General features: G+C 64.5%; 13 protein-coding genes. 3 read left to right on the top strand and 10 right to left on the bottom strand.

Annotation, left to right across the window (positions count from 1 at the left end; genetic code table 11):
- Positions 1-33: 33 nt before the first annotated feature.
- From BGN91_RS13800 to BGN91_RS13780, 5 genes are all read right to left on the bottom strand, one after another.
- Entirely contained in the window at positions 34-1,116 is a 1,083-nt protein-coding gene (locus BGN91_RS13800; protein WP_292614038.1) for an LLM class flavin-dependent oxidoreductase, read from the bottom strand.
- Between the two features lie 209 nt (positions 1,117-1,325).
- Entirely contained in the window at positions 1,326-2,264 is a 939-nt protein-coding gene (locus tag BGN91_RS13795) for a hypothetical protein (RefSeq protein WP_292614036.1), read from the bottom strand.
- Positions 2,265-2,462: 198 nt separating this feature from the next.
- Entirely contained in the window at positions 2,463-3,548 is a 1,086-nt protein-coding gene (locus BGN91_RS13790) for a lipocalin-like domain-containing protein (protein WP_292614034.1), read from the bottom strand.
- Complete coding sequence (locus tag BGN91_RS13785; protein WP_292614032.1) at positions 3,538-5,997, bottom strand: ABC transporter permease; 2,460 nt, start codon at positions 5,995-5,997, stop codon at positions 3,538-3,540. Before BGN91_RS13785 ends, BGN91_RS13790 begins: the two co-directional genes overlap by 11 nt.
- Entirely contained in the window at positions 5,994-6,677 is a 684-nt protein-coding gene (locus BGN91_RS13780; RefSeq protein WP_292614031.1) for an ABC transporter ATP-binding protein, read from the bottom strand. The genes BGN91_RS13785 and BGN91_RS13780 overlap by 4 nt, the downstream gene beginning before the upstream one ends.
- 265 nt (positions 6,678-6,942) lie before the next feature.
- On the opposite strand from BGN91_RS13780, the gene BGN91_RS13775 reads away from it, so the two are divergent.
- On the top strand, positions 6,943-7,230 hold the full coding sequence (locus BGN91_RS13775; RefSeq protein ID WP_292614029.1) for a hypothetical protein: 288 nt from the start codon (positions 6,943-6,945) through the stop codon (positions 7,228-7,230).
- A gap of 118 nt (positions 7,231-7,348) precedes the next feature.
- A complete protein-coding gene (locus BGN91_RS13770; protein WP_292614026.1) occupies positions 7,349-8,545 on the top strand; it encodes a hypothetical protein in 1,197 nt (398 codons plus the stop codon).
- Between the two features lie 135 nt (positions 8,546-8,680).
- Here BGN91_RS13770 and BGN91_RS13765 read toward each other — a convergent pair whose 3' ends face one another.
- The 5 genes from BGN91_RS13765 to BGN91_RS13745 are packed head-to-tail and all read right to left on the bottom strand — an operon-like array spanning position 8,681 to position 13,329.
- A complete protein-coding gene (locus tag BGN91_RS13765) occupies positions 8,681-9,913 on the bottom strand; it encodes an ABC transporter substrate-binding protein (RefSeq protein ID WP_292614024.1) in 1,233 nt (410 codons plus the stop codon).
- A gap of 10 nt (positions 9,914-9,923) precedes the next feature.
- Positions 9,924-10,943: a branched-chain amino acid ABC transporter permease gene (locus BGN91_RS13760; RefSeq protein ID WP_292614022.1), complete on the bottom strand. Its 1,020-nt coding sequence runs from the start codon at positions 10,941-10,943 to the stop codon at positions 9,924-9,926.
- The gene (locus BGN91_RS13755; protein ID WP_292614020.1) at positions 10,940-11,818 is read right to left on the bottom strand and encodes a branched-chain amino acid ABC transporter permease; all 879 of its coding nucleotides are present in this window, start codon (positions 11,816-11,818) and stop codon (positions 10,940-10,942) included. Before BGN91_RS13755 ends, BGN91_RS13760 begins: the two co-directional genes overlap by 4 nt.
- Positions 11,819-11,821: 3 nt before the next feature.
- Positions 11,822-12,535, bottom strand: coding sequence for an ABC transporter ATP-binding protein (locus BGN91_RS13750; RefSeq protein ID WP_292614018.1), 714 nt, complete (start codon positions 12,533-12,535; stop codon positions 11,822-11,824).
- A complete protein-coding gene (locus BGN91_RS13745; RefSeq protein ID WP_292614016.1) occupies positions 12,532-13,329 on the bottom strand; it encodes an ABC transporter ATP-binding protein in 798 nt (265 codons plus the stop codon). Before BGN91_RS13745 ends, BGN91_RS13750 begins: the two co-directional genes overlap by 4 nt.
- 429 nt (positions 13,330-13,758) lie before the next feature.
- Here BGN91_RS13745 and BGN91_RS13740 point away from each other — a divergent pair, with 429 nt between their 5' ends.
- Entirely contained in the window at positions 13,759-15,852 is a 2,094-nt protein-coding gene (locus tag BGN91_RS13740; protein ID WP_292614014.1) for a 3-hydroxyacyl-CoA dehydrogenase NAD-binding domain-containing protein, read from the top strand.
- The last annotated feature ends 111 nt before the right edge of the window (positions 15,853-15,963 follow it).

Here is a 15,963-nt window from a genome sequence, read left to right as displayed (position 1 = left end):
TGCGTGGCGCGCTGTTTTCACTCCTGTTCCGGATCAGGCGGCCGCCAGCGCCCGTTCAAGGCGCGGGCGCAGCACCGTCCCCATCAGGTTCAGCGAGCGCTCGAGCAGCGGCAGCGGCAGGAAGCCGAAGAATGCGGAGAGCGCATTGAGGTAGGTCACGCCAAGTTCGTCATGCAGCGCCATGAACTTCTCGGCGCAGGTCTCCGGCGAGCCGGCGATCACCATGTCACGGTAGAAGTTCTCGGGTTCGAGGCGTGCTTCATCGATCACGCCCTCGCGCCTGAACAGGCCGAAGCCCCTTAGCCGTGTGGTCAGCTTTTCGACGGTCGGCCACAATTCCTTGCGCGCCGACGCATCGGTCTCGCTGACGTAGACGAAGCGTCCGAACGGAACGCCGCCCGGATCGCCGCCGGCATCGACATAAGCGCGCATCAGCCGGCGCTGGTTCGGCATGCTGATGATGCCATGGCAAATAATCTTGTGCCCGTTCTGCGTCGCCCACGCGGCGGTCTCGTTGGTGTTGGTGCCGACATAAATCGGCGGGTGCGGAGTCTGGATCGGCTTTGGCTCGATCGAGTGAACGGCATCGCCGAATGGAAGCGTGCCGGCCGCCCAGGCACGGGGCAGAAATGTCAGCATCTCCTTGAAATGGTCGGCGGTGCCTTCCGGCTTCACGCCGTAGGCGTTGAGATAACGGGGGTTGTTGCCGCGGGAAATGCCGAGGTCGACGCGGCCGTCCGAGATCACATCGAGCGTCGCGATTTCCTCGGCGAGACGGACCGGGTTGTGCAGCGCCGCCAGCAGCACGGAAAAGCCGACACGCAGCCGCTTGGTGCGCGCCAGGATCGCAGACGCCAGGATGAGCGGGGAATGGCATCGCCGCCCCTCGACCTCCACGATGCTGCCCTGAAAGTGTTCCTCGTTGAGCCAGACACCGGTGAAACCCAGCGCCTCGACCCTTTCGGCCAGATCGAGAATCTGGGAGGTCGAAATCGATTCAAGGCCACCGCCGCAGCCGGATAGGCCGAGCTTGAAGGATCGTGCCGGTCTTCCTGTATCGGGTGCACCACGTTCGATTGCCGGACCGACGGTCGATGCGTAAATGCCTTCAGTCATCAAAACTGTCTCACGCCCCAAATGGACGCGGCTTATTCCGCCGCCTTCGATATATTTGTGTGTATATATCAGAAACAGCCGCAGGACAATGCGAGCAAGTCTTCGCCAGGATCGACGACGTCGGCGATGACGTTAACGACGCGCGCGTCGTCGCACGCTCCCGGCCTAGGAAGACCGTTGTTGCAAGCGGGCGACGAAGCTCGCGTAATTTACCGCAGCGGCATCGGCGGCCGCGGGGCGCTGTCGTCTCCCTGCTGCGGCGGAAGCTGGGCGGGTGCGGGTGCAGGCGTGGGCGGGATGTAGGCGTCGCGTTGCATCGATTCTTGCGGGTATATCCGCCTCGCTGTCGTCGGTCGCGGTGAAGCAGGCGGGGTGGGAGGATTGTGTGGAATTGCCGCCTGGGGCGAGGTGCGTTGTCGCCGTGGCGGAACAGGCTTGGCCGTGTGTTGTACCGGTTTGGCGCGCGCTTCGCGTTCCGCGGCCATCTCCCGGCGCAACTGCTGTTCGCTGGTCCGCAACTCTTCGACTGTCTGTTTCAGCGTGGCGATGTCGCTCGCCATGGCTTCGAGCATTTGCGCGGTCTCGCCCGGAAGCGCGGCTGGGGCGGACGGCGCTTGCGCGGGCGGCGTGCCGACATCCGAAGCCGTTGTTGATGGCCGAAGATCGTCCGCCGTGGCGGCGGGTTGCGCGGGTTGTGCTTCGGGCGGCGGTTGGGGCTGCGGCGCGGCCGCCGCCTGAGCCGCCGTGTCCGGTTCCTGCGCTTCAACGCCGGTTGCGTTTGCCGACGATGATGGAGCCTCCATCAGAAGCTGCGGCATGAGGTGGGAAATCCTCTGTTTCGCCTCTTCGCCGTAGGAGCGCCAGGCCATTGCTGCGGCGACGCCGATGCAAATGGCCAGCAGCACCTTCAGGATGACGCGACGAGGCCGCGGGGGCGCGATCGTTGTGAGAAACGCCTCGGCATTGTCGTTCGAAGGTGCGGTCTCGAACAGTGATTCGGCGACCGGCTGGGATGCCGGCGTCGACAAAGACGGCTCCTGGGCTTCAGGCCAGTCCTGCTTGATCCGCGGCGCCAGCTCGCGAAGCTGTGCGACGATGGCGTCGTGCGGGTCAGCCTGGGAAACTGCGGGTCGTGATTTGAATAACATCGGATTTCCGGGTTGGTTGTTGCGCCGGAGACCGGCGTACCGCGTGTCGAGAAGGAGGCTGTTCGCTTTGACCTCAACAAGGCGGCAAGGTGAAAAGTGTAAGGCAGAGGGAACCGATTATGGCAGCCGAACGCTTCGTCGTCGCCCTTCGACTACAAGCGCGCGCCATGGATCTCGCGTTTGGCCGGGCGGCTTCGGTCAATAACCCGTCATTTCAAGATAGCCGACGCCCCGGTGGGTGCCGGTGAAGCTGATCGGACCTTCCCAATAGGAAAAACTCGTCCCCATCCAGCTTGCCGGGTTCAGCGGGACGGTCTCGATCGTGAAATTCCGGTCGCGAACGGCGATATGCCAGTGTGTCGGCAGCTTGCGGCCCGCGACTTCGGTTGTCGCCGTCGGCGTCATGGCGATGGAATTTGCGGATAGCACGATCGATTGCCCATTCGCTCCGATCCAGTTGCCCGTCAGATAAGGCTGGCTTCGGCTTTGCCGCAGGCGATACAGCATCAGCTTTTCGCCGCTCTCAAAGTGGAGCGCGAACCAGTCCCAGCCGGTCTGGTCGGAGGCCAGCGGCTGACTGCTCCATTCGCGGTCCATCCAGGCCCGTCCGCTGACGTTCGCCGACTTGCCGTCGATCGTAAGGGTGCCGTTCGCCGTGAAAAACGGCTGGCTGTAGTAGTAGGACGCCTGTCCGCGTTCGGATTTCACGCTGTAGCCCGCATCGCCTTCGAGCACGAGCGGTCTCGTCGCATCGAGCCTCAGCGCATAGCCGAAATCTGTGCCAGATGCGTTGATCTGAAGCGGCGCTATCGTGGCCGCCGACATCGGATCGAGCCCGCGCATCTGCCATGAATCGATCCATGCGCGAAACGGCTCCGCGTCCACGCCGGCCTGACCGACGCCGCCGCGCGCGAAGGTTTCGCTGTAGCGGTGGGTGTCGGCTCGGGTCACGGCGGCATGGCCCATCCAGATCTGCTGGTTCGCCCAGCCGTCGCGCTGCGGCCCCGGCTGCATCGCCTGCCGGAACAAGGTCCACTGCGCGCCGTATGCGTTGCCGTTCGTGTCGCTGAGATTGGCGGTGAGGTACCACCACTCGATGCGATGATCCGGATGCGGTCCATGGTCGGCCGGAAACGCGAAGCGCCGGCCCGGCGTGACCGCGGCGAATCCGGACGCATCGGCCCCAAGCTCGGCGAACCCCTGCGCCAATGCCTTTCCTCCAAAGCCCAGAGCGGCCAGCCCTGCCGCAAATCCGCGTCGCGAGAGTCGTGCCCTAACGCTCATCGGCAAACACCTTGATCAGCGCCGCCGGCGGCATGCGGATCAGCCTTGCGACCGGCACCAGCATCGCCAGCAGAGACGCCAGCATCGCGACGCCGAGAAGCTCGGCCAGATGCAGCGGAAAGACATGGAGCGGCAGACGCCAGCCGAATGCCCTGACGTTGACCACTGCGATCAGGCACCACGCCACCAGCAGGCCCAGCGGCAGCGCCAGCAGCGCGGTGAAGAACGCAATGGACAGCGTCTTGAGAAGCTCGATGCCTGCCAGCTGTCGCCTGGTCAGGCCGATCGCCCATAGCGGCGCGAGATACGGAAGGCGGGAATTGCTCAGCGTCAGAAGGCTGGTCAGCAACGCGACGCCGGCGACGCCGAGGGTGAACGTGTTCAGCGCGGCCGTGACGGTGAAGGTCCGATTGAAGATCTGCGTCGATTCCGCTTTCAGCGTGGATTGATCCGAGAGCCGGCTCTCGTCGAGATGGAACGTCTTGCGCATGTCGTCGATCAGCGGCGCGATCTTGTCGGGGGTCACGCGCAGACCGAATCGGGTTCGCGGCAGGTTCGGAAACCGGCTCGTGAAGGCATCGATATTGACGACGATCTGCCCTTTGGGGTTGCCGTAATCAGCATAGATCGCCGCGATGTTCAGGGACCAGGCGCCGTCAGGCGTGCTGACATCGAGCCGGCCGCCCAGCCGCAGGTTCAATCTGCGCGCGAGCTGCTCGCTGACCAGCGCCGCTCGACCCGACCTGACGTCGTCCCAGGCATGGGGCGCGGACTCCAGCAATGGCCAGCGGTCGCGATAGGTGGCGTGGTCGGCGAGGCCGAGAACCTCCACAGGCCAGCCGCCGATCTCGATCTCGGCCCGGCCGCTCGGCAGGATCGCGGTGACCTCCGGCCGCGCGCGAAGGCTTGTTTGAATGTCGCGCGCCTGCGCGTCGTCGCGCGCGTTGACATACACGTCCGCGGCGAGTCGGCCGTCAAGCCATGTGGCGAAGGTCCTGCTGAAGCTTTCGACCATGGTTCCGACGCCGACATTGACCGCGAGCGCCAGCAGCAACGCCATCAGCGCCAGCGACAGCCCCGGCAACTGCTCGCGGCTGTCGGCCCAGAACCACATCGCCAGCGGCCCGCGCGCGCTTCGCTCGCCGATCCGCAGCACGAATCCGAGCAGCACGGGAAGCGCCAGCGCGGCGCCGAGCAACAGCGCCGCCAGAATCGCGAATCCCGAGATCAGCGAGTTGCCGACGATCAGCACGGCGATCGCCGCAACCAGCATCGCGAGGGCGGCGAGGCCTTGCCAGCCGAGCCAACGCTGCTGTGTTTGCTGGCGGGCATAGGGTTGCGCCATCGCGAGAACCGGAGCGCGGATCGCTTTCAAAAGGCTCGTCGCCGCGGCAGCCAATGTCCCGACAGCGCTCATCGCGAGTCCCGCAGCCCACCATTGCGGCGTGAGCGTCAATTCGCCGGGAATCCGGGCGCCGTACAATCCCTGCAGGCTGGAGGCGACATCGGGCAGCAGTGCGGCTGCGATCAGATAGCCGCAGACCAGCCCGATCAGGCCGGCCACGAGCGCCACCATCATCAGCTCGGCCAGCAGCGTGCCGTTCAACATCCGGGACGACACGCCGCAGGCCCGCAGGGTCCGGAGCATCGGCATGCGCTGCTCGAAGGCGAGCCCGATCGCGGAGTTGACAATGAAGAGCCCGACGAGAAACGACAGCAGGCCGAAGGCGCTCAGATTGAGATGGAAGCTGTCGGTGAGACGCTCCAGATCGGTTTCGGCGTCCGGCGCAACGTATCTGAGCTTGTCGCCGGCGATGGCCTCGAGCGGCGCGCGCGTGCCGCGCGTCTGTCCGATCAGCAGGCGCGAAAGCTGCCCCGGCAGGTGAAGAATGCGTTGCGCCACTCCGACATCGACGACCATCACGCCCGGTGCGAGCTGCGCCTGAACCTTGAGGGGCGGCAGCATTGCGCCTTCGTCCGTTCGAAGGGTCGCGCCTTCAGCAGCGCCCACCTGGCTCAATGTTTCGGGTGCAACCAGAGCCTCGCCCGGCGGCACGATGAAGGTTTGCAGATCCGAGGTTCGGATCGAGGGAATCGTTCCTGTCTCCGCCGGGAACGTGACCGGCTCGATTCCCAACAGCCGCAATGACCGTCCGCCAACCCGGACACGGCCTTCGAGCACGGGCGAGACCGGCCATCCTGCCCGGCGCAAATCGACGAAGAGTTTTTGGGAGAATGTGGAATCCCGTCCGACCAGCATTGCGACTCTGGTCCCGCCGAAGACCGCCGCGGCGCGGTCGTAGCTGGTGCGGGCCTGCTGGTTCAGCGCCTGGACGCCGCTCCACAACGCGGTCGCGGAGATCAGGCCGACCAACAGGGTCGCCAACTGCGTCGGATGCCGGCGCCAATGGCTGAGCAGAACGGCGAGGATCCATAAACCCTGTTTCATGCGATCAATCCGGCGCTGAGCAGGATCTGCCGGTCCAGCGTCGCGGCGATCCGCGCGCTGTGAGTGACCATCAGGAAGCCGCATCCGGTTTGCCGGATGAGATCGCGTGCGAGATCCATGACCTCGTCGGCCGTTGCTTCATCGAGGTTGCCGGTCGGTTCGTCGGCGAGGAGCAGCGGCGGCCTGACCGCAAGTGCGCGCCCGATTGCAACGCGCTGCTGCTGGCCGCCCGAGAGTTGCTCCGGATAGCGTTTCAGCAAATCGCCAAGACCCAGCCGATCGACAAGGTCGCTCTGCCAGCGACTGTCGTGACGCCCGGCGATACGCGCCTGAAAAGCCAGATTGTCGGCGACGGTGAGCGAGGGGATCAGGTTGAACTGCTGGAAAACCAATCCGAGCCGGTTCCGGCGAAGCGCGGCGCGGCCCCGGTCCGCCAGCGCCGTCACCTCGGTCTCGTCGAAACGGATGGAGCCGCCGTCCGCCTGATCGAGGCCCGCGATCAGATGCAGCAAGGTGCTTTTGCCGCTTCCCGATTCCCCTGTCAGCGCGACGCTCTCGCCGGCCTCGACGCGCAGGCAGGCGCCGCGAAGAACGGCGATCCGCTCCTGCCCCGAACGGTAGGTTTTGCTCAGGTTCCGGACGTCCAGTAGGGGGACTTTCGAGGCTGTCGGGACGCGCATCTGGCTTTCTGTCTCCGCCTCGATCCGACAGGTCGGCTGTTCATATCGCCATGCCGATGCATACCGCGACAGCGATAACAAGTCTGCCGCGATCAAGTTCGAGTGTGGACGTCGCCATCACCCCTGCCAACTCGAAGCCAAAAAGGACTGCCCGGCCAAGCGGCGTGTGAGCGGCGTGTGAGTCTGGTCACAGCCCTTGCAGACATGGGCCGTCCATTGTCGGGCGTCGCATCGGGCGACATCGGAAAAGGAAGGACCCAGCATCATGGCCAATATCGACCATAAACAAGGAACGTATTCGATTCCCGCCAATTCCAGTCAGCAGTACACATTCTGGTGGGGACGGGATTCGAAAGCACCCAACGAGTTTTTCGACGTCTCGATCGCGCCCCACCTGGACAGAAACCATTCGACGATGGAACCCCTGCATGAAACGGACAGGGCGGTCTACTGGGATCACCGGGGAGGCGTCGGGGTCGTGCTGATCCTGACCTTGCAGAATCGCAACGATTTTCCGGTCACGTTCGAGGCCAATCACGTTCGCATCTACTGAGATGGGGACATAGCCGGCCGCGTCGACCGCGCGGCCGGCTGTCGCGACCGTGATCGCTCCATGGCTTTGCGCGACATGCCGGTGATGACATCTGCCGCGGGCTTGCTAAACAGGCCGAATGCCGAGCCAAGCGATTCGCCGCTGCAACCGGATCATCGTCTGCGCGCTGCTGCTGCTCGCGCCGCTGGCCGTCGTTCCCGCGAACGCGGCAGCCGCGGCGCTGCGTGGCGCCATGGCGCAGGCCGCGACTCCGGCGGCCATTGCGGACTATCGCCGCAAGCTGGGGGCTTATCAGGAGGCGCGCGCTGCGTTCGAGGAAGAGGCCACCGCCTACTGGAACGCGATCGCCGACAAGCGGCGCATTCGCAACGCCAGGCGGCGCGAGCGCCAGCCCGTCACGCTCGACGACTACGTGCTGACCCAGCCGCCGCTCTATGCCGGGCCGTCGCGTCCGGTCAATCCGGAGCCGGAAGAGGAGCATCCGCCGCGTCAACGCAGATATATTCCCGTCGTTGCCGATTTTCTGAAGGCAGCCGTGGAGCAGTTCCAGTTCGTGCCGCAACGTCCCCGCACTGAAGCGGAGTTCAAGCGCGCTTATGCGCAGGTGGCGCGCGCCTCCGGCTTGACGAAAGAGCAGGCGGTTCGGGTCTATGCGTTCGAGACCGGCGGCAACGGCGATCACGACATGCAATCGGGCCTCAGTTCGTCGCGGCCGGGATCGCGCGCGATCTCGACCGCGGTCGGCTACAACCAGTTGCTCACCACCAACAGCGTCGAGTTGCTTGCCGAGCAGGGCCACGACATCCTGCGCGCGCTCGATGAGAGAGCGGCGCGGCTGTCCGGAGCGCAGCGGACCGCGGTGGAGCGCAAGATCGCGGCGGTCCGGCGGATGGTGGCTTATGCGCGCTCGGTGCCCGATACCTGGAGCGCGCATGCGAAGCTGGCCGATACGCCGAAGGGCTGGGCGATCCATGCACTGGTGCTGGATATCGACGTCGGCCCGCTGTTGCAGACCCACAAGCTCCTGACCTCCGTCGTCTTCGCCCGCAACAAGGGCTATACGCGACCTCTCACCGCCGCCGAACTGGAAATGATGAATCTCACGGGCGACGGCACCGGCCTCGACATGGTGACGATGCCGCGGGCGATGCGCGAGCGGGTGCCGACCTCGAATTTTTTCCAGCGCCTGGGCTACGAGCGCAATCCGGTCGCGATCCGCAACAACACGGTGGCCAAACTGCTGGCAGTCACCGACGCCCGGATGGACAGCAACAGCGCCAAACCGGGCGCGCGGGAACTCGCGGCAGCGTTCTGACCATGTCGTTTTCGAGCGAAGCATATCCTCGGGCTTGAGCCGGGGATGGATTATTAGTTCGCGTAAAGAAAACGCGCCAAATTAAAAATCCTGGAGCCCGCTTCTGATTCCATTTCCATCAGAAGCGGAAAGGCTCTAGTCGATCGCTCCGGCGGCGAGGGTGTCGCCGAAAAATACCCACCGTCCGTTCTTGAACTGCATCATCCGAAGCTGCTCGATCGGCGCGAAATCGGCGGCGCTGGTATTGATCTTGATGCCGGGCATCAGCGTGGACGGCGCGAAGTCGTTCAGGCGTGCCGCCTGTTTCATGATATTCGCACGCGTCAGATCGTCGCCGCATTGTCTGAGCACCTGCTCCATCGTTTGCGACGCGGCGAAACCATAGGCAAGGTGTGTGTCCGAAATGTTGGCGCCGGGCATGTATTTGTCCGCGAAGGCCATGAACGCCTTCATGCCCTCGTCGTCGGCCCACTGCGGATCGCTCGCATCCTTCAGATAGCCGGCGGAGAGCACGCCTTCGGACGCCTCCAGGCCGGCCGGCTTCATGACGGCGCCGATCGAAATCGAGACGTTGGTCAGGAGATGCATCGGCTTCCATCCGATCTCGGCCGCTTTTTTGATCGCCTGCGCGGCGAATTTCGGCGTGGAGATATTGACGAGGACATCGGCTCCCGAATCCTTCAGCTTGACGATATGGGAGTCGATCGATGGCTCGCTGTTCTCGTAGCTCTCCTCCGCGGCCACGATTTTCGGCCACCTGTCGCCGAAAATATCCTTGAGGCCGTTCACGTAGTCCTTGCCGAAGTCGTCATTGGCGTAAAACAATGCAACCCTGGCGTCCGGTCTGGTCTTGAGAATGTATGTCGCGAAGATCCGCGCCTCGATGCGGTAGCTCGGTTGCCAGCCCATCGTCCAAGGAAATTGCTTCGGGTCGTTCCATTTGCTGGCGCCGCTCGCGACGAAGAGCTGAGGGACGTTCCTGCCGTTCAGATATTTCTGCACGGCGGTCTGGGTTGCCGTCCCGAGTGCGTTGAAGATGAGCAGTACCTCGTCGCTTTCGACCAGCTTCCGCGCCTGCTCGACCGTCTTCGGCGGGCTGTAGCCATCGTCATAGCTGATGAAGTTGATCTTTCGGCCATTGATGCCGCCCTTGTCGTTGATCATCCTGAAATAGGCGGCCTCGGTTTTGCCGATGACGCCGTATGCGGACGCTGGCCCGCTGTACGGCATGATGTTTCCGATTCTGATTTCGGTATCGGTGGCGCCGGTGTCGTATGCCTTCCGGGCGAGGGCGCTGCCGCTTGCGGCGGCAACGGCGACGGCCGCCGCCACGAGCACGGCGATTCTCAGTCGTTGCCTGACGGACATTGCCTTCTCCTTAGCCTTTGCGTCTTCCGATCACACTGCGGCACGCCTGCGCAACCTGCCTTGCGCCGTCAGGCACAAGAAAAATGACGACCAGCAGCAGGACGCCGAACACGGCGCCTGACAGGCCCTTCGAGATCGATTCGGCGACATTCGGAATGAATACGATAAAGGCGGCGCCGACCAGCGATCCCGGCAGCCAGCCGACGCCGCCGACGACCATGCCGAGGAACAGCGCGATTGCGAGCTGGATGGTGAAGCTGTCGGGCGCCACGAACTGCACGGCGATGGCGCCGAGCCCGCCGGCGATTCCGGTGATGGCGGCGCTGACGCCGAACGTCAGCGTCTTGTACAACGCGACGTTGATGCCCATGGCGGAGGCCGCGATTTCGTTGTCGCGGATCGCCATCATGGCCCGGCCCGAGCGCGAGCTTAAGAGGTTGACGGAAGCGATGTAGATCGCGACCGCGATCGCCAGCGTGAAATAATACAGCCAGGCGTCCTGCGAGACCGGCAGGCCGAACGGCGCGTCGGGCTTGTCGACCACAAGCCCCTGAACGCCACCGGTCCAGGGCTCGAGCGCGCCGAGTTTCAGAAGCTGGGGCGTCGCGACCGCGAGCGCGAACGTCGCCAGCGCGAGATAGACGCCGCTGAGGCGCAATGCCGGCAGGCCGAACAGGAAACCTGCCGCGAAGCAGACGATGCCGGAAATCGGCAGCGTGAGCGCGTAGTTCACGCCGGCGTGCTCGATCAGGATCGCCGATGTATAGGCGCCAAGCGCATAGAAGGCGCTCTGCCCGAGCGAGAACTGACCGCTGCCGCCGGTCAGGATGTTGAGCGCCAGGATGGCGATGCCGTAGATCAGGACCGTCGTGAGCTGAAAGACGATGAAGTTTTTCACCAACAATGGCGCGACGAGCAACAGCAGCAGAATAACGAGCGACGTTCCGGTGCCGAGCCTCATGGTTCGCGCGGCGTCGGCGTCGGATGGAGGCGCATCGGAGATCGCTTTGCGGCTGGCGTCCACCATCATACCCGCTTGATCTCCTGACGGCCGAACAGGCCCGAGGGTTTGACCACCAGGACGATGACGATCAGCGCCAGCGCGATCGGCAGCTTCAGCTCATTGCCGACGCCGGAAACGTAGGTTCCGACCAGGTTCTCGATAATGCCGACAAGGAAGCCGCCGACGACGGCGCCGGGCGGGCTGGAGAGGCCGCCAAGCACGGCGGCGGCAAAGCCGTAGATCAGGACGCCGCCCATCATGTTCGGATCAAGGAACACCACCGGCGCGATCAGCATTCCGGCGACGGCGCCGACCGCAGCCGCCATTCCCCAGCCGAGCGCGATCATCCGGTTCGTATCGATGCCGACCAGCCGCGCGGATTCGGGCTGCGCGGCGGCGGCCCGCATCGCAAGGCCCATTCGCGTGAAACGTAAGAATACGAACAGGACCGCCAGCACCAGCAGGATCACGCCGATCATGCCGGCCTGATGCGTGGAGACAAGCCGGCTGCCGAGAAATGGCGACGACCCGAACGGGGACGGAAAGGGCTTGATGGTGAAGTCCCAGATCAATCCGGCGACGCTGTTGATGATCGCAAACAGCGCGAGGAAGCCTGCGAGATTGGTCAGGATCGGCGCTTTCGCCAGCGGCCTGAACAACAGGCGCTCGATCACGACACCGCCCGCGAACGACAGCATCAGCGTCAGCACGAACGCCGCCCAATAGGGCGCTCCCCAATGGATCATCTGCCAGGCCATGAACGTCGAGAACATGGCCATCTCGCCCTGGGCGAAGTTCAGTTGGCCGATCGCCTGGTAGATCATCACCAGGGCCAGCGCCATGCAGGCATAGATCGCGCCGGTGGCGATGCCCGCCAGGATCTGATTGCTCAGCAGCTCCATTCCTCAATATCCCAGATACGACTTGCGGACGTCTTCGTTGTTCGCGATGTCGGCGGCGCTGCCGGACATGACGATGCGTCCGGTCTCGATGACGTAGGCGGCCTCGGCGAGTTCCAGCGCGAGCTGAGCGTTCTGCTCGACCACGAGGATGGTGACCTTGTCCTCGCGGTTGATCTTGCCGAGAATTCCGAACACGTCGCGCACCACGAGCGGCGCCAGGCCGAATGACGGTTCGTCGAGCAGAAGCAGGCGCGGACGCAGCATCAGCGCGCGGGCGACCGCAAGCATCTGCTGCTCGCCGCCAGACAGCGTTCCCGCCTGCTGCCTGCGGCGTTCCCTGAGAACAGGGAAATGGCTGTACATCCGCTCGGTATCGCTGATGATGCCGCGCCGGTCGGATCGCGAGATCGCGCCGAGCTGCAAATTCTCCTCGACCGTCATGGTGGTGAAGGTGCCGCGTCCCTGCGGCACATGCGCGATGCCGAGGCGGACGATGCTCGCGGTCGACAGGCCGGTGAGTGGCCTGCCTTCGAAAGCGATCGTTCCTGCCGTTCGCACCATGTTGCAGATCGCGCGCAGCACCGTGGTCTTGCCGGCGCCGTTGGCGCCGAGCAACGCCGTCACGCCGCCTTCCGCGAGACGGAATCCGAGGCCGCGCAGCGCCTGCGCCTGACCGTACCAGGCTCGAAGATCGCTGACATCGAGCATCGCGGTCATCGGTTTTTGTTTCCGAGATAAGCTTCGATCACTTGCGGATCGGACTGAACCTGCGATGGCGTTCCCTCAGCGATCTTCCTGCCGAAATTGAGCGCGACCACATGGTCGGCGGTCGACATCACGAGTCCCATGTGATGTTCGACCAGCAGCACGGTCATTTCGCGCTCCTTGCGGATGCGGCGGATCAACTCGCCGAGCCCGTGGACCTCGTCGTGATTGAGGCCGCCGGCGGGTTCATCGAGCAGCAGGATCTTCGGCTCCGCCGCCAGCGCCCGTGCCAGTTCGACCCGCTTCTGGGTGACGAACGGCAATTCCGCGGCGACGGCGTGCGCCACGCCGCGCAAACCCAGATATCCGAGAATCTCGTCGACCTTGCGCTCCAGCGCAGCCTCGGCGCGGCGTACCTGGCCGAGCTTCAGCGAATCGCTGACGATGTTGCCGTTGCTGCGCGAATGCGTTCCGACCCGGACGTTGTCGATCACCGAGAGATTGGGAAACAGCGCAACATTCTGGAACGTGCGGCTGATGCCGATCTCCGCGATGCGGTATGGAGGCCGGGTGAGAATGCTCGCGCCCTCCATCAGAATGTCGCCTTTGCTCGGCTGATAAAGTCGGCTGAGGCAATTGAACAGCGTGGTCTTGCCTGCGCCGTTCGGGCCGATCAGGCCGAGAATATGTCCCCGCTGCATGTCGAAAGAAACGCCGTTCAGTGCGACGATGCCGCCGAATGCGACGCTGAGGTCGCGAACAGAAAGCAGGGGATTGTGGCTCTGTGCGAGTCGATCCTCGGTCATCGGTGACCCGCCTGGCGCAGAAGGCTCCGGCGGCGGACCGCTGGCTTTCGCCGCGCTCCGGATATTCTGCCTGATCTCCTCGGCCACACGCGAAGCCGCCTCCCGCTATCAGTTCTCTGGTCTCGGCTTGAATGTGGTGCTGCGATCCAGGCGCGGCTCTGATTCATTACCATCGGCCCGCGCCGGGGTTCAATATCGTGACGCAAACGATCGTCCGTAAGTGCCGGAAAACCGACGCCCTGCAAAGACGGTTAAGGGCTTCCTTCCGCGTCCGGCCCGGCACCGCGATGCCCGAGGAACGCCTCGGCGCTTTCCCGATTGCCAAGCGGGCCGTCATTGGGATGAAATGAAGCAGCGCGTCAAGGCCCGCGAGCGTCAGGACAACGCATCCGCTCGCGAACTGATTCGGAAATCGCCGGGGAGAACGTCGTGAGCGAAGTGGTCGAACTTGAGCGTCACGGCGAGATCGCCGTCGTTACGGTCGACAATCCTCCGGTCAACGCATTAAGTGCGGCGGTTCGCCGCGGGATTTTGCAAGTTGTGCAGACAGCGCTCGCCGATCCCGCGGTGAAGGCGATCGTGCTGAGATGCGCGAGGCGGACCTTCATCGCCGGCGCCGACATCACCGAGTTCGGCAAGCCGCCTCAACCGCCGGCGCTCGCCGAGGTGATCGCGGCGCTTGAGAACTCTGCGAAGCCGACCGTTGCCGCGATCCATGGCACGGCGCTCGGCGGCGGTCTCGAGGTCGCGCTCGGATGCCACTTCCGCGTCGCTTTGAAGGAGGCGAAGCTCGGCCTGCCCGAGGTAAAACTCGGCCTGCTGCCCGGTGCGGGCGGCACCCAGCGGCTGCCTCGCGCCGTGGGCCCCGAGCTTGCAGTCAGGATGATTGTCGGCGGCGAGCCGATTTCGGCCGCCGAAGCGCTTGAGCATGGGCTGATCGACGCGATCGTCGAAGAGCCCGCGGCGGGTGCCGAAGCCTTTGCGCGCAAGGTGCTGGCGGAGCATCGCCCGCTGCGGCGGCTGCGCGACGAGGACAGCAAGCTCGAGGCGGCGAAGGCGGACCGTTCGATCTTCACCGACGCGGTGGCGAAGATGACAAGGCGCGCGCGGGGCCTGGAGGCGCCGTTCGCGGCAGCCGATGCCGTCGGCCTTTCGCTCGATACGCCGTTCGACGAGGCGCTGGAGAAAGAGCGCGAGCTTTTTCGCAAGCTGATGAACGGCGACCAGTCGAAGGCGCAGCGCCATGCTTTCTTCGCCGAGCGCGAGGCTGCCAAGGTCGCCGGCGTTCCCGAAACGACCAGACCGCGCAAGGTCGAGCGCGTCGCCGTCATCGGCGCCGGCACCATGGGCGGCGGCATCGCAATGTCGTTCGTCAGTGCCGGCATTCCGGTCATCTTGATCGAGACGGCCGACGAGCCGTTGCAGCGCGGTCTTGGCGTCATCCGCAAGAATTTCGAGGCGACCGCGGCGCGGGGCGGCATTGCGGCGGACGAGCCCGCGAGGCGCATGGGTCTTGTCACCGGTGCGGTCGGCCTCGAACATATCGGGGGCGCCGATCTCGTCATCGAGGCGGTGTTCGAGACCATGGCGGTGAAGAAGGAGGTGTTCGCCGCGCTGGACACGCACGCCAAACCGGGAACGGTGCTGGCTTCCAACACCTCCTATCTCGACATCAACGAGATTGCCGCCGTCACGGCGAGGCCGCAGGACGTGCTCGGCATGCACTTTTTTTCGCCGGCCAACGTCATGCGGCTGTGCGAGATCGTCCGCGGTGCGAAGACCGCGCCGGACGTGTTGATGACGGCGGTTGCGGTCGCCAGGCGCATCGGCAAGGTGCCGGTGGTCGTCGGCGTCTGCGACGGCTTTGTGGGTAACCGCATGCTCGCCGCGCGCATTGCCGAGTCGGACAAGCTGCTGTTCGAGGGCGCGCTGCCGCAGCAGGTCGATGCCGCCGTCGCCCGCTTCGGGATGCCGATGGGGCCGTTCGCGATGCTCGATCTCGCCGGGCTCGATATCGGCTGGCGCTCGCGCAAGGATCGCGGCATCACGTCGGACATCGCCGACGCGCTGTGCGAAGCCGGGCGGTTCGGACAGAAGACAGGCAAAGGCTATTACAGGTATGAGAGCGGATCGCGCGCGCCGCTGCCGGATCCCGAGGTCGAAAAGATGATTCTCGATACCTGCGCGCGGCTTGGCTTGAAGCGGCGCGCCATCAGCGACGACGAGATTCTGGAGCGCATGAATTTCCCGATGGTCAACGAGGGCGCGCGCATTCTCGAGGAGCGAATCGCAGCGCGTCCGGGCGATATCGATGTGGTCTGGCTTTGCGGTTACGGCTGGCCGGTCTATCGCGGCGGCCCGATGTATGATGCCGACCGGATCGGCCTGAAATACATCGCCGATCGTCTGGCGTTTTATGCCAGCGCCACCAATGATCCGTCGCTTGAGCTCGCGCCGCTGCTCAGGCGCCTTGCGGCCGAAGGCGGGACCTTCGCCTCGCTGGCCGACAGGAAGATGCGGTGATGATGACTGCAATGAGAGCACTGCGTGCCGCCCCCGATGCAACTTTGACAGGAGATCGCCGTGACCGAAGCCGTGATTGTTTCCACCGCCCGCACGCCGATCGGCAAGGCC

The sequence above is a fragment of the Nitrobacter sp. 62-13 genome, assembly GCF_001896955.1.
In the GTDB taxonomy this organism is placed as follows: Bacteria; Pseudomonadota; Alphaproteobacteria; order Rhizobiales; family Xanthobacteraceae; genus Nitrobacter.
The sequence above is the reverse complement of the archived record's forward strand: the minus strand, read 5'-3'. Positions and strand labels throughout refer to the sequence as shown.